General features: G+C 57.7%; 16 protein-coding genes. 4 read left to right on the top strand and 12 right to left on the bottom strand.

Annotation, left to right across the window (positions count from 1 at the left end):
* Positions 1 to 8: 8 nt before the first annotated feature.
* The 4 genes from CR155_RS18965 to CR155_RS18950 are packed head-to-tail and all read right to left on the bottom strand — an operon-like array spanning position 9 to position 3,725.
* Entirely contained in the window at positions 9 to 926 is a 918-nt protein-coding gene (locus tag CR155_RS18965) for an ABC transporter permease (protein WP_102071604.1), read from the bottom strand.
* Positions 926 to 1,987, bottom strand: a complete 1,062-nt coding sequence (locus CR155_RS18960; RefSeq protein WP_102071603.1) for an ABC transporter permease — start codon at positions 1,985 to 1,987, stop codon at positions 926 to 928. Before CR155_RS18960 ends, CR155_RS18965 begins: the two co-directional genes overlap by 1 nt.
* The gene (locus CR155_RS18955; protein WP_102071602.1) at positions 1,981 to 3,528 is read right to left on the bottom strand and encodes an ABC transporter ATP-binding protein; all 1,548 of its coding nucleotides are present in this window, start codon (positions 3,526 to 3,528) and stop codon (positions 1,981 to 1,983) included. Before CR155_RS18955 ends, CR155_RS18960 begins: the two co-directional genes overlap by 7 nt.
* A gap of 5 nt (positions 3,529 to 3,533) precedes the next feature.
* On the bottom strand, positions 3,534 to 3,725 hold the full coding sequence (locus CR155_RS18950) for a YqaE/Pmp3 family membrane protein (protein ID WP_102071601.1): 192 nt from the start codon (positions 3,723 to 3,725) through the stop codon (positions 3,534 to 3,536).
* Between the two features lie 76 nt (positions 3,726 to 3,801).
* On the opposite strand from CR155_RS18950, the gene CR155_RS18945 reads away from it, so the two are divergent.
* On the top strand, positions 3,802 to 4,293 hold the full coding sequence (locus CR155_RS18945) for an MgtC/SapB family protein (protein ID WP_102071600.1): 492 nt from the start codon (positions 3,802 to 3,804) through the stop codon (positions 4,291 to 4,293).
* 21 nt (positions 4,294 to 4,314) lie between these two features.
* Here CR155_RS18945 and CR155_RS18940 read toward each other — a convergent pair whose 3' ends face one another.
* Both CR155_RS18940 and scpC read right to left on the bottom strand, forming a co-directional pair.
* On the bottom strand, positions 4,315 to 6,378 hold the full coding sequence (locus tag CR155_RS18940) for an AsmA family protein (protein WP_102071599.1): 2,064 nt from the start codon (positions 6,376 to 6,378) through the stop codon (positions 4,315 to 4,317).
* 135 nt (positions 6,379 to 6,513) lie between these two features.
* Positions 6,514 to 8,004: a succinyl-CoA:acetate CoA-transferase ScpC gene (gene scpC / locus CR155_RS18935; protein WP_102071638.1), complete on the bottom strand. Its 1,491-nt coding sequence runs from the start codon at positions 8,002 to 8,004 to the stop codon at positions 6,514 to 6,516.
* Between the two features lie 113 nt (positions 8,005 to 8,117).
* Between scpC and CR155_RS18930 the strand changes: the two genes are divergently transcribed.
* Entirely contained in the window at positions 8,118 to 9,062 is a 945-nt protein-coding gene (locus tag CR155_RS18930; protein WP_102071598.1) for a LysR family transcriptional regulator, read from the top strand.
* On the opposite strand, the gene ahpF is transcribed toward CR155_RS18930, so the two are convergent.
* The 4 genes from ahpF to CR155_RS18910 all read right to left on the bottom strand — a co-directional run bounded on the left by ahpF (position 9,034) and on the right by CR155_RS18910 (position 13,719).
* On the bottom strand, positions 9,034 to 10,632 hold the full coding sequence (gene ahpF / locus CR155_RS18925) for an alkyl hydroperoxide reductase subunit F (RefSeq protein WP_102071597.1): 1,599 nt from the start codon (positions 10,630 to 10,632) through the stop codon (positions 9,034 to 9,036). The two genes, CR155_RS18930 and ahpF, sit on opposite strands and share 29 nt — an antisense overlap.
* Before the next feature lie 109 nt (positions 10,633 to 10,741).
* Positions 10,742 to 11,305: an alkyl hydroperoxide reductase subunit C gene (gene ahpC, locus CR155_RS18920; RefSeq protein ID WP_102071596.1), complete on the bottom strand. Its 564-nt coding sequence runs from the start codon at positions 11,303 to 11,305 to the stop codon at positions 10,742 to 10,744.
* Positions 11,306 to 11,479: 174 nt separating this feature from the next.
* Positions 11,480 to 12,250, bottom strand: coding sequence for a TorF family putative porin (locus tag CR155_RS18915; RefSeq protein ID WP_102071637.1), 771 nt, complete (start codon positions 12,248 to 12,250; stop codon positions 11,480 to 11,482).
* A gap of 317 nt (positions 12,251 to 12,567) precedes the next feature.
* Positions 12,568 to 13,719 (bottom strand): extracellular catalytic domain type 1 short-chain-length polyhydroxyalkanoate depolymerase, encoded by a 1,152-nt coding sequence (locus CR155_RS18910; RefSeq protein WP_102071595.1) that lies wholly within the window; start codon positions 13,717 to 13,719, stop codon positions 12,568 to 12,570.
* Between the two features lie 108 nt (positions 13,720 to 13,827).
* On the opposite strand from CR155_RS18910, the gene CR155_RS18905 reads away from it, so the two are divergent.
* Entirely contained in the window at positions 13,828 to 14,277 is a 450-nt protein-coding gene (locus tag CR155_RS18905; protein WP_102071636.1) for a DUF2214 family protein, read from the top strand.
* An 18-nt stretch (positions 14,278 to 14,295) separates the two neighbouring features.
* Here CR155_RS18905 and curA read toward each other — a convergent pair whose 3' ends face one another.
* Positions 14,296 to 15,333 carry an NADPH-dependent curcumin/dihydrocurcumin reductase gene (gene curA / locus CR155_RS18900; RefSeq protein ID WP_102071594.1) on the bottom strand — a complete coding sequence of 346 codons (1,038 nt, stop codon included), beginning with the start codon at positions 15,331 to 15,333 and terminating at the stop codon, positions 14,296 to 14,298.
* Positions 15,334 to 15,363: 30 nt separating this feature from the next.
* Positions 15,364 to 16,746 carry a CynX/NimT family MFS transporter gene (locus CR155_RS18895; protein WP_233214419.1) on the bottom strand — a complete coding sequence of 461 codons (1,383 nt, stop codon included), beginning with the start codon at positions 16,744 to 16,746 and terminating at the stop codon, positions 15,364 to 15,366.
* A 19-nt stretch (positions 16,747 to 16,765) separates the two neighbouring features.
* On the opposite strand from CR155_RS18895, the gene purT reads away from it, so the two are divergent.
* Positions 16,766 to 17,971, top strand: a complete 1,206-nt coding sequence (purT, locus tag CR155_RS18890; RefSeq protein WP_102071593.1) for a formate-dependent phosphoribosylglycinamide formyltransferase — start codon at positions 16,766 to 16,768, stop codon at positions 17,969 to 17,971.
* Positions 17,972 to 18,013 lie beyond the last annotated feature (42 nt).

Genomic DNA, 18,013 nt, shown 5'->3' with positions numbered 1-18,013 from the left:
AAATATCCTCAGGAGTTCGGGTTGAAATTCTTGCCCAGCGACGCAGGCATATTGAGCCTTATCCAGCTGGCATTCCGGGAAATCAGGACCAATACGAGTATCGTTGCCAGGTATGGCAACATGGACAGCAACTGGGAAGCAATAGGCACCCCGAGCGCCTGCATATGGTAGGAAAGTATTGTGATCCCGCCAAATAGATAGGCGCCCGCCAGCACACGAACCGGACGCCAGGTGGCAAAAGTCGTCAGCGCCAGAGCGATCCAGCCACGACCGGCGACCATGCCTTCAACCCACATGGGCGTATACACCAGCGACATGAAAGCGCCCGCCAGTCCGCAGCAGGCACCGCCAAACAACAAGGCGCTTAGACGGATGTGGCGCACGTTGTAGCCTAATGAATGGGCGGATGTGGGCGATTCGCCAACCGCGCGCAGGACAAGGCCAGCCCGTGTGCGATGAAGCACCCACATTATCGCAATGCACAGACCCCACGACAGGTAAACCATGGGATGGTGCTGAAATATGGCTTCGCCCAGAAAAGGAATGTCCTGGAAGTAAGGAATACCGAAACGACCCGCTTGCAATGTCTTGCCGACGTACCCGATACCCAGGTACGCCGACGCTCCCGCACCGAATAGCGACAAGGCCAGGCCAGTGGCAACCTGATTTGCGCCCAGCCATACAGTAAGCCAGGCAAAGAAGCCAGCCAGCACCATGCCTGCCGCCGCTCCGGCCAGGAACCCCAGGCCCACGCTCCCTGTGTCGACAGCAGTCGCGAAGCCCATGACGGCAGCCATCAGCATCATGCCTTCGGAACCCAGGTTGATGACCCCGGATTTCTCGTTGACCAGCAGACCAAGTGCCGCCAGCATCAAGGGGGTACCGGCAATGATGGCTGAAGCAATGAGCGGCGCCAATGCATCCATTATTTTCTCCAGCGTAATTTATTCTGAATCAACACATCGCAGATCAGCAGCGAGAACAGCAGTATTCCCTGGAAAATTCCAGTGATGGCGCTGGGCATTCCCAGTCGGCTCTGGGACAGCTCGCCGCCTATGTACAGCAAGGCCATGATGAAACTGGAGAAAATCACACCGATAGGATGGAGGCGCCCCACGAAGGCCACGATAATGGCGGCGAACCCGTAGCCGGGGGAAATCGACGGAGTAAGCTGGCCCACCGGCCCCATGATCTCGCAGGCTCCGGCCAGCCCCGCCAGTCCACCAGAAACCAGCATGCCTGTCCATAAAGACCGGCGTGAGGAAAAGCCCGCGTAACGGGCCGCCAGCGGGGCGAGGCCGCCTACGCGCAATTTGAATCCCGAGAAACTCCGGGCCAGATAGAGCCAGCCAAGCAATGCCGCGAGCACCGCAAGCACGATGCCGATATGCAGGCGTGTGCCCGGCAGCACAATGGGTAGCAAAAAACCTTCGGAAAAAAGGCGGGACTGGGGAAAACCGAATCCGTCGGGGTCCATCAACACGCCGTGCACCAGATAACTGAGCAGCAATTCGGCCACATATACCAGCATCAAGGAAACAAGGATTTCGTTGGCATTGAACTGGTCGCGTAACCACGCGGTAATGGAGGCCCAGAGCATCCCGCCGGCCACGCCCGCCAGCAAGGCGATCGATATAAGCCAGAAACCGCCGTTGCCGCCGTCATCGAAGTACAGGACAACCGCGCCTGCGGCGATGGCGCCTGTGACCAGCTGGCCTTCGGCGCCAATATTGAAGACGTTGGCGCGAAAACAGATAGCCAAACCTACCGAAATAAGCAGCAATGGGGCGACCTTGATGCCCACTTCAGACCATCCGTGGAGATCGTTGATCGGTTCCCAAAAGAACACAGCCAGGCTGGCGAAAGGGTCCTTGCCCACCGCAAGAAAGAGCAAAACGCCGCAAGCCATCGTCAGCACCACGGCCAGCACAGGTGAAATCCACGCCATCAATAAAGACGGCTTTGCACGCGGCTCAAGCCTTAACATGCCGGCGCCTCCATGGTGGCAGCCACACCTGCGACGAGATCCGCGGAACCCCACAAGCCGCTCATCCATTGCCCGATGAGATCCTGCGAGGCTTGTGATGTTTTTATGGATGGCGACATTCGCCCTTTCGCCAACACGACCAGTCGGTCTGAAATTTCGAACAATTCGTCGAGCTCTTCCGAAATGACCAGCAAGGCGCAACCCGCATCGCGCAAGGCGATCAGCTCGGACCTTATCTGGGCAGCCGCACCCACATCCACACCCCAGGTCGGCTGTGCGACGAGCAATACGCTGGGATTGCGCGTGACTTCACGGCCAACGATGTACTTTTGGAGATTCCCACCTGATAGGCTCGCCGCCATGGCGTGCACTCCGGGCGCCTTGACCTTGAAACGCTGAATGATATCGGCGGCCAGCAACTGGATTGCGCGCCGGTTTACCAGGCCATGGCTGACCGTCGCGCGGGTCTGATGGGACAACAACATATTGTGGGCAAGAGATAGTTCGGGCACGGCGCCACGGCCCAGCCGCTCTTCCGGCACAACACCGATACCGTGGGCCCTGCGCCACGCCGTGGACTTGTCACCAATAGGCCTGCCCTCGAAAACCAGCGCGGTCCGGGAAGGCCGGGTGTCCTCGCCTGATAACACGGCCAGAAGTTCCTGCTGGCCATTGCCCGAGACCCCCGCCACGCCGAGGATCTCACCTGCCCTCACCTCGAAATCGATATCGTTCAACTCTGTGGCGAACGGATGGGCCTTGGGCAAGGAAAGTCGCTGGACCGTCAAACGTGCCTCGCCGGGCGGACGCTCGTGGTGCGTGATGGCAAGCGGTTCGCAGCCTATCATCAGGCGCGACAGACTGGCATCGGTTTCGTTGCGGGGATCGGAAACGCCGGTGACCTTGCCGCCGCGCATGACCGTACACGTATGGCAAAGCGCACGTATTTCATCCAGCTTGTGACTGATATACAGAATGCTGCAACCTTCGTCCGCGAGCTTGCGCAAGGTTTCGAACAACCTGTCCACCGCCTGCGGTGTAAGAACCGACGTGGGTTCGTCAAGTATGAGCAACTGAGGCCGACCCAGCAAGGCGCGCACGATTTCGACGCGCTGGCACTCGCCGACCGACAATGTGTGAACATGTCGCTGTGGCTCGAGGTCGAGCCCATACTGGCGCGCAGTATCGGCAATGCGTGTTTCGAGGTCTGCCAGGCGAGTATTGGAAGGCAGGCCCAAGGCTATGTTTTCCGCCACGGTCAGCGTATCAAAGAGCGAAAAATGCTGGAAAACCATGCCTATTCCCAGATCCCGCGCCGCGGCAGGGCTGGCAATACGCGTTTCCTGGTCATTCCAGAACAGTTGGCCCGCGTCCGGCTTCGTGACGCCATAGATGATCTTCATCAGGGTGGACTTGCCCGCACCGTTCTCTCCCAGCACGGCGTGGATCTCACCGGGCAGGACAGTGAGGTCGACCTTGTCGTTGGCAACGACCGCAGGGTACTGCTTGGTGATCTGTTTCAGCGCAAGGCGGGTAGTCATAGGTGCTAGCGTTGCTGCAACGCCTTTTCGATTTTCTTGTCAGTCTTGTACTGGCTCAGCGCATATACTGCCCAGATCGTGGCCGGCAACCATCCAACCAGAGTGATTTGCAATATCAGGCACACAATTCCGGCAATGGGCCGCCCAATGGTGAAGAATGTAAGCCAGGGCAATAACAGAGCAATGATCAGTCGCATTATTCAACACCCCATTTCCGTTGGAAGTTTACAGAGCCTGCTATTCTAACCGCTGCTTAAATTGAGGTTATCAACGATGACTGATATTGCATCCAGCATCTGGAACACGATCGTTCATGAGTTTTCCGATATTCCCGACGTGGAACAGGCAACACGCATTCTGCTGCGCCTGTCGATGGCGATCGCCTTGGGGGCCGCCATCGGCTACGAGCGTGAGCTGCGCGGCAAAGATGCCGGACTTCGCACCCATATGCTGGTGTCGCTGGGCGCGGCGATTTTTATCCTGGCACCGCTACAAATTGGCATGCCCATCGAGGACGCCAGCCGTGTGCTCCAGGGCATCATTGCAGGCATTGGCTTCCTGGGTGCCGGCGCGATCATCAAGCTTAGCAATGATGAAGAAATCAAAGGCTTGACGACGGCAGCCAGCGTATGGGTAGCCGCGGCCATAGGCATTGCCGCAGGAATGGGCCTGGAAGCCACCGCAGTGGTGAGCACCGCGGCGGTCCTGTTCATTCTGGTGGTGGTCAGGCGAGTGGAAACAAAAATCGACCCGAATCCCAAGTAGCCGGCTGCGCAACCCACCTTCTCACGGACGCGCTTGCGATGACGGCCAGTTGTCCCGGGGATTCTCTGCCTCCTGTTTTTCCGCAGGCTTGTCGGAGCTGGGTTTCTTTTCGGACTTGCCGAGTACAGGTTCGCAATCGTTTGATTCGTTGGTTCCAGTATTGAGCAGTGGCAACAAGGCGGCAAACGGAGTGGCCACGACGCCCAATGCTATGGCCGCACCGGCACGGGCTGCCAGCGGACCCATCTGCACCCCGACGTCCGGATTCTTGAACGTCCCTTTCGCATACAGAGGCGAGCGCAGGGTAAAAACGCGCAGCGTCTTGTTTTCCGGTCGCACATCAAGGTCGATCGCTTCGGTACGCAGGTTGATGTCGCCCGTTATGTCCACGGTCGTGTCCTCGGTTTCCAGCTTGAAGACACGGATCTGCATCAAACCGTCGCGAACCACAAAGTTGCTGGCGACACAGTTCAGCATTACTTGCTCGTCGCCGAATAGTTTAAGCATGAGCATGTTCGCAACGTTCAGGCCAGCGGCCTCCATCAGGAAGCTACTGACCGTGCCGCGACTGACCAAAGCCTTGATTTCGCCATTGGCATGGCCCAGAAGCTCGGCAATCGAACCGCCCTGGCCCTTTAGCGTGGCATCGCCATGCAACTCGCCAAAACTGGCATCCATGCTTTCGGCGCCCGGAAAAAGCTGTTTAAGCTTCAAGTGACGTGCGGCCGTCTCCATTTCCGCCTGAATTTTTTCTCCACGGCCATCCAGTGTGATCGTATTGCCGAGCGTGCCACCGGCGAAACCGAAATTCAACGGTGTGAAGGACAGGACGCGGTCTTGCAGTTTGATATGCGCGTCGATGTCGTCGAGAGGCAGATTCTTGTCGCGCAGTATCTTGACTCCCTTGAACTTGACATCGGCGTCCATGGTTCCCCACGCCTTGGTGCCAATGGGATCGACTGGCAAGACCTTGCCCGGCGGCTGCTTGACCTTGTCTTTTTCGCCTTTCCCTTTGACATTGCTGGTATTCGCGCCGATGAGAGGTCCTAGATCCTTGAACCGCAAGAGCTTGGACTCGACATGGCCGGTAAGGAGCGAGCGCGGCTTGCGCTGCTGGTATTCCAGGGTCCCCTGGAGGTCACTTTCGCCCACGACGCCTTTGAAATTCTCATACCTCCATTTGTCGTCATCCCCCTCCAGCATCCCGATGAGTCGACCTTCCGTGCTGTACGGCGGAGTGCTTGGCAATGTGACGCCAATGAGAGGATGCAGATCGGCCATACTATTGCCGGCAAGACTAAGCTTGACATCGAGTGCCGCCAGCTGTTGAGGTTTGGTCACGGAACCCTCGATTCCTATGGTGGTTTCGCCTACGCTGACCTTGCCCTGAAGCGGGAACGGATCACTGCCCGCTCGCAATGACAGGATATCGCCTGCCTGCCCTTCGCCGCTGATATCAGCGTCGTTATAGCTGCCGCTGGCCTTGAACCCGATGCCATAGCCGCCCTTGCTTGTTTCCTGCAGGGACTCGAGCTCCGCGTTCATGTTCAGCTTGCTGGCTACATCCACGACATGGACCCTCGCCTGTGCGACCTGTATCTGTTGAACGTCGAATTCCCATCTCGACGGTTTCTGGTCGTTCGGATTTTTCCTGGTGAACGTCCAGTTATTGACCCCTTGTTCATCGCGGTTCAGCGCCACGTTGGCTTGTTCGATCTTGAGGCGGGGGAGCTCGATGGTGTTATCGAGCAGGGCTAATGGATTGATCACGAAGGTCAGGTTCTTTACCTCGGCCATGTTGCCTTCGAGCATGCTTCCTTCCGGGTTTCCCACCGTGACCTGCTGGGCCGTGATCTCGGGCCAAGGCACCCAACCCCGCCACCCGCTTTGCTCTTGCATGCGCAGCCACTTGACCGACAGATCCCCTTCTATAGCCACCGGTCGATCGACGAGCGCGCTGACTTGCTTGTTGATCCAGGGCCGGGCGTGGTTCCAGTTGAACGTGGCCGCTACCAGCACCGACAGGGCGACGACTGCCAAAAGAACGGAGCATCCCCACAAAATAAATTTCAAATAGCGTGGCATGTCCGCTCCTGGATTGACCGCCCCCATGGTGAGGCGACCGGTACATCATTTTAGGTGGATCGCTGTCCGGCCCTTGGAACGAAACGATACCGTGCAGGACGAAATACCGCAACTAGACCTGAGGTCCGGAATACGTCACGCAAGCATGCTGCGTGCCCGGCGGAAACGCTCGTGCCATGAGAATGCCAGTTCCAGCATGTGGGGAGTCTGGCCGCCGCGCTTGCAGGCCTGCCTGAAATAATGGCGCAGTTCCTCCCGATAGTGGGGGTGGGCACAACGTTCGATGATCAGTTCAGCGCGTTCACGTGGGGCCAATCCCCGCAAATCGGCCAATCCCCACTCGGTCGCGACCACGTCGACGTCGTGCTCGGTATGATCAACGTGAGGCACCATGGGGACAACGCTGGAGATTGCGCCGGCCTTGGCCACCGACTTGCTGACGAATATTGACAAATGGGCGTTTCGGGCAAAATCGCCTGAGCCCCCTATGCCATTCATCATATGCGTGCCGCCGACGTGAGTGGAATTCACATTACCGTAGATATCGAACTCCAGGGCCGTGTTGATGGCAATAATGCCCAGCCTGCGCAGAACCTCGGGATGGTTGCTGATTTCCTGCGGTCGCAGCACAAGCCGGGACCGGTAGCGTTCGACCTCCTGTAGAAACGTCTCATGCCTTGCTTCGGACAGCGTAATGGACGAGGCCGAAGCAAAATCCAGCTGTCCGGAATCGAGCAATTCGAAGGCGCTGTCCTGCAGCACTTCCGAGTACATTGTCAGGCCGGCGAAAGGCGAATCGAGCAGACCGTGCAATACTGCGTTCGCAATCGTTCCGATGCCGGCCTGTAATGGCAGCAGTGCAGGCGTCAACCGCCCGGCCTTGACTTCACCCGATAGAAATTCGATAACGTGGCCGGCTATCGCCTGGGTTTCATCGTCCGGCGGCAAGATGGCGGAAGGACTATCCGCGCTGTCGGTCACGACAATTGCGGCAATTCGTGCCGGGTCGACGCGGATCGCCGCCCCACCGATACGGTCGTCCACATTGAGCATAGGTATCGGCGTTCGACCGGGCCGGGCAGCGGGAACGTAGATATCGTGCAGGCCTTCCAGCGACAAGGGCATACGGAGGTTGAGTTCGATGATGACCTGGGCTGCCTGTTCCACAAAACTGGCGGAGTTGCCGACAGACGTGCTGGGTACGATGCCGCCATCTTCTGTGATGGCCACCGCTTCGATGACGGCGATGTCGATGGGAGCAAGGTTATGTCCCCGAAGCTGCTCGACCGTCTCGGACAAATGCTGGTCGATGAACATCACCTCGCCATCATTGATTTTCTTACGCAGACTCGCATCGGCCTGGAACGGCATGCGGCGAGCCAGCAATCCGGCCTGTGCCATCAGTCCGTCGCTGTCGTTACCCAGCGACGCGCCCGTGATAAGGGTAAGTTTCAGGTCTTCCTGGCGCGCCCGCTCGGCCAAGGCAGCCGGCAAGGCCTTGCAATCACCGGCCTTTGTGAACCCGCTCATCCCGACGCTCATCCCGTCCCTGAATAGCCGGGCCGCCTCTTCAGCTGTCATGATTTTCTGTCTTAATTCAGGCTGACGAATTCGATCCTCGTACATCTCCATGCACTCCGCTTCATTATTGATGAGATGAGCATAGCATTCCAATCATGAATTAAAATAACCGTTAAAAGTCGTTTTATTCATAGTTCGCGCAATGGAGACCCCTTACGGTGGATATCAGATCCCTACGCTATTTCGTCGAAACCACCCGGCTGAACAGTTTTACGCACGCGGCTGCAAGCCTGCAGGTGACCCAGTCCACGATCAGCAAAATGATACGGCAGCTCGAAGACGAAATCGGCGAACCCTTATTGTTGCGCGAATCGCGCCAATTTACCCTTACCGATACAGGGCGCGTCGTCTACGAGCGTGCCAAGGACGTCCTGGGCGCCATGCGACAATTGACCACTGAAGTACGCGAAACACAAGCCCTGAGCCGTGGCACCTTGCACGTGGGCGTGCCGCCCATGATCAATCTGCTATTCACTCAGGTATTGAAGACCTTCCGTACCAAGTATCCGGATATTGTGCTTGCATTGCACGAAAACACTGGCCAGGAAATTGAACGACAGGTGGCCGCCGGCACACTTGAAATTGGCATGAGCATCCTGCCGACCAATCCCGACCTGGGTCTCAGGGCGGTAGAGGTTGCAAGCCATGCAGTTTGGGCAGTCGGAGAACATGGCGCTTTCAAGCAAAAAAATACAATCCGCCTGGACGCCTTGGCGGATATGCCTCTGGTCTTGTTGAAGGATGATTTTGCTCTGACCCGCCGACTGCGTCATGAGTTCCGCCAGGTGGGTTTCGAGCCGAAAATTGCAGCGCAAAGCAGTCAATGGGATTGGACCTTGGCCATGGCACGGGCCGGCATGGGCGTCGCGCTGCTGCCGGAACCCTTCATCTCAAACCTCAACCAGGACAACCTTGCCGTCGCACGGATTGCGGAACCCGATATTCCATGGCAGGTGGCCCATATCTGGAATGGCCGCTACCTATCGCACGCGGCCCGGGCATGGATCGATATCTGCGAACAGGTATTGGGCGGCCACTGGCTGGACACCTCGGACCAGTGGCCTTCTGAAGGCACTACGCCGCGGCTGTCTCGAGCGCCGTAGCGGGCACGGCATCTTCTTCAGCCAGCGGGCTGCGTATCAAATGATCAAAGGCACTGAGAGCCGCCTTTGCGCCGTCGCCAGCCGCGATCACAATCTGCTTGTAAGGCACTGTCGTGACATCACCGGCCGCGAACACACCTGGCAAGGACGTCTGGCCCCTGGCGTCCACCTCGATCTCGCCATGGCGTGACAATGCCAGCGTACCTTCGAGCCACTCGGTATTGGGCACCAGACCAATCTGGATGAACACCCCTTCCAGCTCGACGCGATGCAACTCGTCGGTTTTTCGGTCTTTATATGCCAAAGCGCTGACCCTTTCGCCATCGCCGTGTATCTCGGTGGTGAGCGCGCTGGTAATGACGGTAACATTCGGCAGACTGCGCAATTTGCGCTGCAGAACGGCATCCGCACGCAAAGCGTCACCGAATTCAATAAGAGTCACGTGCTTGACCAGCCCGGCCAGGTCTATGGCCGCTTCCACTCCAGAGTTGCCGCCGCCGATGACCGCGACGCGCTTGCCCTTGAACAGCGGACCGTCGCAGTGCGGACAATAGGCGACGCCGTTGTTACGGTACTCGCGCTCGCCTGGAACGTTGATTTCGCGCCAGCGGGCACCCGTGGATACTATGACGGTCTTGCTTTTGAGCACACCGCCGTTGGCCAGTTCGATTTGGATAAGCTTTCCGGGCACCAGGCTGGTGGCCTCTTGTAGATTCATAATATCCACATCGTAAGCTCTTACGTGCTCTTCCAGTGCCGCTGCAAACTTCGGCCCATCCGTTTCTTTAACCGAAATGAAATTTTCTATGGCCATGGTGTCCAACACCTGTCCCCCGAAGCGTTGTGCCACGATACCGGTGCGTATACCTTTGCGCGCGGCATAGACCGCCGCTGCCGCGCCGGCCGGGCCACCGCCAACAATCAATACATCGTAGGCGTCCTTGGCGCTGAGCTCCTCGGCCTTGCGGCTGGATGCGCTGGTGTCCAACCGGGACAGGATCTCTTCGACACTCGAGCGGCCCTGGCCGAACACTTCACCGTTCAGGTACATGGTCGGTACCGACATGATCTGGCGGGCGTCCACTTCGTCTTGATACAAGGCGCCGTCGATGGCGACATGCTGGATGCGCGGATTGATGATCGACATCACATTCAGCGCCTGAACAACATCAGGGCAATTCTGGCATGACAGAGAGAAATAGGTCTCGAACTTGTAGTCGCCGTCAAGATTACGTATTTGTTCGATCACAGCTTCATCGAGCTTGATCGGATGGCCGCCGACCTGGAGCAAGGCCAGGACCAGCGATGTGAATTCGTGCCCCATGGGTATACCGGCAAAACGCACACTGATGTCAGTGCCGCTGCGATTGATACTGAAGGAGGGCTTGCGTTCATTGCTGTCGTTACGCTCGGTCAACGTGATGCGATCCGACATCAGCTCGATTTCCTGTAGCAGATCGCGCAGTTCGACAGATTTGGCGCTGTCGTCGAGGCAGGCCACGATCTCGATAGGCAGCGAGACCATTTCCATATAGGATTTCAACTGATTCTTGATATTTGCATCTAACATAACGTATCGACCTTCTTGATAAGAGGAATTCAGGGTGTCGCATCATGGCTCGTAGCCGTGATGCGACGGGAAAAGTAAACTTACCCGCTTATCGCAAGCGAGTTACGCTTTAGATCTTGCCTACGAGGTCCAGCGAAGGAGTCAGCGTTTTACCGCCTTCTTCCCATTTGGCGGGGCAGACTTCACCAGGGTGGGCAGCGATGTACTGGGCAGCCTTTACCTTGCGCAGCAGTTCGGAAGCAACGCGGCCAATGCCGTTGTCATGCACTTCCATTACTTTGATTTCGCCTTCGGGATTCACGACGAAAGTACCGCGCAATGCAATGCCTTCCTGTTCGATAAGAACTTCGAAGTTGCGCGCCAATACGTGAGTCGGATCGGCAATCATGGGATATTGCACTTTGCCAATAGCGTCGGAGGTGTCGTGCCAGGCCTTGTGCGAGAAGTGCGTGTCGGTCGATACGCTATAGATTTCAACGCCAAGCTTCTGGAATTCAGCATATTGCTCGGCGAGATCTTCGAGTTCGGTTGGGCACACGAACGTGAAATCGGCAGGATAGAAAACGAATACCGACCACTTGCCTGCAACCGACTCATCGCTTACGTCGACAAATTTTCCGTTATGGTATGCAGTGGCTTTGAAGGGCTTGATTTGCGTATTGATCAGGGACATTGTGTTTTTCCTTTAAGTGGTTGAAAAACTGAACACGACCTCAGTATAGGCCATAACTATCATTTGCCATAATTGATAGTTTTTATACTGGTCATTGCTTTTGCCTATAGCCTGAACCAATTGCCGCTTCCTGCGATCCGTCCCGACGCCGCCGGACGAATCGGACCAACCCGTCTAGAACGCCTTCGACAATGTCAGCAGCGCGGTGGCGCGCCCTGTGTACTTTCCTTTGGTATTGACATAGATATCACGGTCGGCATTCGTGTCTATATAGCTGAGGGCAGTCGAAAACCCATTGCCCCAATCCCTGGACAGGCTCAGCGACCAGTCCGTATAGGAGCCATCGTCCAAGTTGCGAACCTTCTGGTATCCCACGTGCGCCATCAGTGCCAGCCCCCAATATCCCGTATCGAACTTGGCCGACAAATCGTAATACTGGCTGTTCTTGCTGTCAGGCACGCCAAACAGGTTCGTCAGCGAATGGGAATACCTGGCCGTTATGGGGCCGTAACCCAGACCAACGTAGAGTTCTGTCGTGTTGGGATTGGCGTAACCGTCTGGATAGCTGCCTGGATAATGATAGTGCAGCGCACCCACGTCGTAGTTCAAATCGGGCCCAAGTGTTCCCCTATAGCCACCGTAGACATCCATTTCAACCGCCGCCGACACATCGGGGTGGGAGTCGTCCAGCCAGCTGATGCTGGAATTCCAGTTCCCCAAGTACAAGCCACTGGAATGCCCCAAGTCGAATCCACCTTGAATAGCGGGCTTGTTATTGGTCTGCATGATGCCGCGATAGCGGTACTGGCTGACCAATGATACGTTCGCACTCAAGGTGAAATCGGATTCCGGCATCGAGGCCACGTCCTGGCCATAAGCGGGAAGCAAGGCGCTGGCGGCGAGTATCAGCGCCATGGCTGCAGTAGCGTTCACGCACGCTCTCATGGCAACCTCCGCAAAAATACCGACGCCGGCAACACTGCCGTACAAGACAGATGTGAGTGGGAATGCCTAATCATGGGCCTGCTCCTGGGGGCTGATTTACTCGCGGAATAATGATGAGCCACGGGTTGATGCCGCGAGCGAATATCATCAAACGAATATCACTCATCGATGTGGATATACGCAACTCGTGTGCCAGCTTTCAGCCAAAAACTTTCGCGCAAAAAGGGGCCAGCGGGCACTTCCGCTGTTTTCGGGTGCGCCACCAGTGCCCTGCAATGATGCATCCTGCGCGCAGTCCACAATTGACAGCAGGCGCATTATTCATCACCGCGGTGCATGTCGAAAAACTGCCACATAAGGAGAGAAGCCCTGGGTCCTTCCCTGGCGTTGAATCTGTGCTTGGAATCGCCACCACTCCAGGCATGGCCAACGTCCTTAATCAGGCATAGACGGACTATTGGCTTGCGATTCCGTAAATAGTCCCACCGCTGGTATTCCCGATGTGTACCCTTTGCCAGCACGGCTACCTTCCCCGTGGGCTGTGCCAGCGTGTGCACCTGTGTCGCGTTGGCCGGATACCTTGCTGCAACCGTGCCGGGATCCCGCAGCGTCCAATTCGTGTGTACGAACTGTTGCGTTAGTTGCCTTGCGTTGCGTGGCGACACCACGCCATCGCTTTGCCCATGCAGGATCAGGGCGGGCATCCCAGGAAAGCGAACTGCATGGTCAATCAGTGACTCGACCAAACCGCTGGGTTCATGCGATGTCCCGTGTCGCATTGTTCTCATTCCCCCGGACGGATTGCGCGCGTCACCCAATACGGCGCCCGAATGCATTGCCACCGCGGCAAACAAGGTAGGATGACGCAACGCGGTCAATCCGGCCATCCCTGCGCCGGCCGACATACCCGCAACATACACTTTTGCGCGATCCAGCTTATACCGCAAGACGATGGTGCTGGTGAGGTCCGCAATCGCGTCTGCTTCGGCCCATCCATGGCCGTCATCCGGCTGAAACCATCGCCAGCAGCGAAGCGCCTGAACGCGTCTCGTCTGCTGGGGATATATCACGACAAAGCCTTTGCTGTCGGCCAGGTGATTCATGCGCGAACCCGAGGCCATTTCATATGCCGTTTGCTGGCATCCGTGCAGCATTACAAGCAAAGGCATTCCCGCGACGGTACGGCCTGGCGGCGTATACATACCATAGGCAAGGCGCCCCAGCAGTTCCGTCCTGGAAGGCGCCGTCTTGTGGATAAGACTCTGCCAAGTCCCCTGCCCGGAAAGTTCCTTCGCCGGTATCGGCTTGACGGCGGGCCGCGGGACGGAAACTTTCTTGCTTGCTTTCCTGGCTGTCTTCTTGCGGGCCCGTTTCAATGGCGGCGCGTTTACCATCTTGAGTGCCTGGCGTTGCAGGCGGGTCATGCGCTTGATCGTGGAAAAAACCAGACTGCTCAGCTTTCTAGCCATACGCCTCCGATAGCTGCATGTCGGGCCTGCATCAGGCACGACAGGTCGACACAATGGAAAAGACTGAGTTATCGTAGCCGAATGGCCATCAATGCGTCGGGTTACCAAATGAGTTCACTATTCGCGTTCCTTCACCATATTGCTGCTTTTGTGTTGATTTCCGCCCTGGCCATCGAATTAGTGCTGCTTCGCGAGACACTATCGCTTACCATTGCACGCAAGTTGCGCGCAGCAGACATGGTCTACGGCATTGCCGCTGGTGTCGTACTTGTGGTTGGGCTGATCCGGGTTTTCTACCTTGAGAAAGGCCCTTCCTATTATTTCAGCAACGTACCGTTCATGATCAAGCTTACGTTGTTCATCATGATCGCACTCTTGTCCATTTACCCCACCCGCGAATTTCTATCATGGAGGCGATTCCTTGGTAAGGGCCGCGCTCCGGTCATGAGTGCTGGCACAGTGCAAAGACTGAAAATGATTGTCCATCTCGAGCTTTTTGCGGCGGCGACCCTGATCTTGTGCGCTGTGCTGATGGCCCGCGGCGTGGGTAGCGTCTAGTCTGGAGAGCTTGAAGAATCAGTCGTCCGGACCCACGCGTACCACGAGCTTGCCGAAATTCTTGCCCTGGAGCAGCCCAATGAACGCCTGCGGGGCATTCTCCAGGCCCTCGACCCTATCTTCCCGATATTTGATCTGGCCGGCATCAAGCCAGGCCTTCATGTCGCGGGCGAATTCATCATAATGCGAGGCGTAGTCCTCGAATATGATGAATCCCCGGATCGTCAGCCGCTTGGTCAGCACGGTGCGCATCAACAAGGCCAGGCGGTCGGGGCCTGGCGCCTGCGACGTTGCGTTATAGGCGGAAATCAGTCCGCATACCGGAATGCGCGCCGACGTATTCAGCAGGGGCAGAACGGCGTCGAACACTTTCCCGCCGACGTTTTCATAATAGATGTCTATGCCATCAGGACATGCCTGGGCAAGCTGCCCGGCGAAATCATCGGCCTTGTGGTCCAGGCACGCGTCGAAACCCAGCACATCGACGGCATGGCGACATTTTTCCGGGCCGCCTGCCACGCCGATGACACGGCAGGATTTCATCTTCGCGATTTGGCCTACCGTTGCACCAACCGGGCCCGTACAGGCCGCGACGACCAACGTCTCGCCTGCCTTGGGACGCCCAATATCGAGCAAACCCATGTAAGCCGTGAACCCCGGCATGCCCAGGATCCCCAGCACATAGGACGGGTGTGAAACGTCGGGCCCGAGCGAAACAAGCCCTTCACCGCCGGATACCGAATAATCCTGCCATCCACACTGACCCAGCACCCAGTCCCCCTCGACGAAATCAGCATGGCGCGACGCGACCACCCTGCTGACAGTGCCAGCACCCATGACAGCGTCGATTTCCACCGGTGCTGCGTAGGAGGGGGCATCGCTCATGCGACCCCGCATATAGGGATCCAGCGACAGGTAAACAGTGCGCAGCAATACCTCGCCGGCGCCGGGCTGCGGAACGGGCGCCTGTTCAAGACGGAAGTTCTGAGGCGTTGGCGCGCCATGCGGACGGGATGCCAGGACGATACGGCGATTGACTGAGCTTGATTGCGTCATATTCGTGGTCCTTTGAAAATAGAAAAAATATCAAGGCGACGGCTGCCGTCCGGGAGGTCCCGGCTTCACGTGGATGGCGCGCCCGGCACCCCAGCCATTGATCGCGGCGCCCACTCCCAACAAGGCAAATAGCCAGCCCGTTGCGGCATAGCCGCCGGTGGCGCTGTACACCACACCTACCAGCAAGGGTCCGAAAGCGGCCAGCAGATAGCCGAAACCTTGTGCCATCCCGGACAACTGCGCAGCAATGTGAGGATCAGGCGATCGTAATACGATAACAGTCATGGCCATGGCAAACAGGCCGCCTTGGCCTATTCCCTGCAGAACCGCCCATATCCACACCGCAGATAAGGGTCCGAACAACATCCCGACCAGCGCTGCCGCGGCAAGAAGGGCAAGCCCCGCATTGATCATGCGCTGATCCTTGCATCGCACCGCCACGGCGGGAATCAACAAACAAGTGATCACCTGCGTCATGATGGAGACCGACACCACGATACCCGCTGTCACGCCGTCCAGCCCGCGATCCCGCAATATGGGCGCCATCCATCCCATGACGCAGTAAGCCAACGCGGATTGCAGACCCATGAAAAAGGTCACTTGCCACGCAAGCAGGTCACGCCCCAATCCTCCGGGCCGACCACCTGCCCGACCGGGACCATATTGACTGCTCATTGCCCGCGGCGCCCATATAAAGGCCACCGCGGCAGCAGGCACGGCCCAGACAACGAGGCCGGCCGACCAGGAATTGTCGAACCAATGCACGATGGGCAGCGTGAACGCGGCGGCGGAAGCCGCGCCGCCGCAAAGTGCCATCGTGTAAAGTCCCGTCATGAGTGCCGCCTGCTTGGGAAAATCGCGTTTGACCACGCTGGGCAGCAGGACGTTGCCGGTGGCAATCGCCGCACCCGCCATTGCTGACCCGATGAACAGACCATACATACCGCCCAACCCGCGCAGCGCTGTTCCCAGTGCCAACAATACCAGCACAATAAGCAAGGTGCGCTCCGGCCCCACGAGTCGCGAGATGCGCGGCGCGAGGGGAGCAAACAGACCCAGGCACAACACAGGCAACGTGGTCAGATAACCCGCGCCGGAAGCCGAGAGCCCGGTTTGCCGAACGACTTCAGGGAGCAGGACGGAGAGGCTGGCAAACAGGGGCCGAAGATTGAACGCAATCAACATCAAGCTGAGGCCCAGCAGGAATTGCCCCGCACGGTTCCGGTGCTTCCCCGGATGGAATCCGCGTTCGGCGCTTTTTTGAGTTGTGGTCATGACTTCTTGATGATTATTTTTGGCCGGCCGACGATAGCCGTGTCGCTCATCATAGCGTGCGCCGACAACATTGAAACCGGCAGCGGCAGCCACGGGAGGTCGTTGCGCATGTCGACCACGTACAATTTCAATTTTCATCCCGCCTCGAGAGCCTACTATGCGTGCTATTGGAACCCCTTTGTCTGCCTCAGCCACTAAAGTCATGTTGCTCGGTTCAGGCGAGCTTGGCAAAGAGGTCTTGATCGCACTGCAGCGGCTGGGCGTTGAAACCATAGCCGTGGACCGTTACGCCAATGCGCCAGGACAGCAGGTGGCCCACCATGCACGAACCATAACCATGAGCGATCCCGAACAACTGAAGACGCTGATCATGGCCGAGAAACCAGACTTCGTCGTACCCGAGATCGAGGCCATCGCCACATCGGTTCTGGAAGAGCTCGAGGCCACTGGCCAGTTTTGTGTGATCCCGACCGCGCGCGCGGCACGACTCACGATGGACCGCGAAGGCATCCGTCGACTGGCCGCCGAAACACTGGGGGTGCCCACCAGTCCTTACTGCTTCTGCGATTCGCTGGAGGAATTGCAGTCTGCGATCGACAACGGCATAGGCTATCCATGCGTGGTCAAACCGGTAATGAGCAGTTCCGGCAAAGGCCAAAGCAAAATCGACGGACCGCAAGACCTTGAGCAGGCATGGGACTATGCCATGGTCGGCGGCCGCGTAAGTCACGGGCGCGTCATTGTGGAAGGATTCATCGATTTCGACTATGAGATCACACTCCTCACTGTTCGTGCTGTGGGGGCGGATGGTAATGTCGAAACGCATTTCTGCGAGCCTATCGGTCACGCGCAGGTTGCTGGCGACTATGTGGAAAGCTGGCAACCGCATCCCATGCATCCCACTGCGCTCAAGAAGGCGCAAGACGTGGCGCGCGTCGTGACAGACGACCTCGGCGGGCAAGGGGTATTCGGCGTGGAGCTCTTCGTCCGCGGCGACGAGGTGTGGTTCAGCGAAGTCAGCCCCCGTCCCCACGACACGGGCATGGTCACCATGATCACCCAATGGCAAAATGAGTTCGAGCTGCATGCCCGCGCAATTCTTGGACTACCGGTAAGCACGGCATTGAAGAGTCCTGGCGCCAGTGCCGTGATCTATGGCGGTATCGACGCCGAAGGCGTGGCATTCCACGGCGTGGACGATGCGCTGCGTGTGCCGCAAACTGAAGTGCGATTATTTGGAAAGCCGGAGAGCTTCAAAAAGCGGCGCATGGGCGTGGCCCTGGCTTACGATGCCGACGTGGACGTGGCACGCGAACGCGCGAAAGAAGCGGCACAACACGTACAGCCGCGGCAAGGCACCTGAATCTGACCGGCGGCCGGCGTACCGGCGGCCGGCGTACCGGCG

This window comes from Pollutimonas nitritireducens, from assembly GCF_002849615.1.
GTDB lineage: Bacteria > Pseudomonadota > Gammaproteobacteria > Burkholderiales > Burkholderiaceae_B > Pollutimonas > Pollutimonas nitritireducens.
This window is presented reverse-complemented; position numbering and strand designations above follow the sequence as displayed.

Excerpts from the sequence above, each read along its gene's own strand:
- CR155_RS18965 (WP_102071604.1), bottom strand. The coding sequence starts at position 926 with ATGGATGCATTGGCGCCGCTCATTGCTTCAGCCATCATTGCCGGTACC.
- CR155_RS18960 (WP_102071603.1), bottom strand. The coding sequence starts at position 1,987 with ATGTTAAGGCTTGAGCCGCGTGCAAAGCCGTCTTTATTGATGGCGTGG.
- CR155_RS18955 (WP_102071602.1), bottom strand. The coding sequence starts at position 3,528 with ATGACTACCCGCCTTGCGCTGAAACAGATCACCAAGCAGTACCCTGCG.
- CR155_RS18950 (WP_102071601.1), bottom strand. The coding sequence starts at position 3,725 with ATGCGACTGATCATTGCTCTGTTATTGCCCTGGCTTACATTCTTCACC.
- CR155_RS18945 (WP_102071600.1), top strand. The coding sequence starts at position 3,802 with ATGACTGATATTGCATCCAGCATCTGGAACACGATCGTTCATGAGTTT.
- CR155_RS18940 (WP_102071599.1), bottom strand. The coding sequence starts at position 6,378 with ATGCCACGCTATTTGAAATTTATTTTGTGGGGATGCTCCGTTCTTTTG.
- scpC (WP_102071638.1), bottom strand. The coding sequence starts at position 8,004 with ATGTACGAGGATCGAATTCGTCAGCCTGAATTAAGACAGAAAATCATG.
- ahpF (WP_102071597.1), bottom strand. The coding sequence starts at position 10,632 with ATGTTAGATGCAAATATCAAGAATCAGTTGAAATCCTATATGGAAATG.
- ahpC (WP_102071596.1), bottom strand. The coding sequence starts at position 11,305 with ATGTCCCTGATCAATACGCAAATCAAGCCCTTCAAAGCCACTGCATAC.
- CR155_RS18915 (WP_102071637.1), bottom strand. The coding sequence starts at position 12,250 with ATGAGAGCGTGCGTGAACGCTACTGCAGCCATGGCGCTGATACTCGCC.
- CR155_RS18910 (WP_102071595.1), bottom strand. The coding sequence starts at position 13,719 with ATGGCTAGAAAGCTGAGCAGTCTGGTTTTTTCCACGATCAAGCGCATG.
- CR155_RS18905 (WP_102071636.1), top strand. The coding sequence starts at position 13,828 with ATGAGTTCACTATTCGCGTTCCTTCACCATATTGCTGCTTTTGTGTTG.
- curA (WP_102071594.1), bottom strand. The coding sequence starts at position 15,333 with ATGACGCAATCAAGCTCAGTCAATCGCCGTATCGTCCTGGCATCCCGT.
- CR155_RS18895 (WP_233214419.1), bottom strand. The coding sequence starts at position 16,746 with ATGAAAATTGAAATTGTACGTGGTCGACATGCGCAACGACCTCCCGTG.
- purT (WP_102071593.1), top strand. The coding sequence starts at position 16,766 with ATGCGTGCTATTGGAACCCCTTTGTCTGCCTCAGCCACTAAAGTCATG.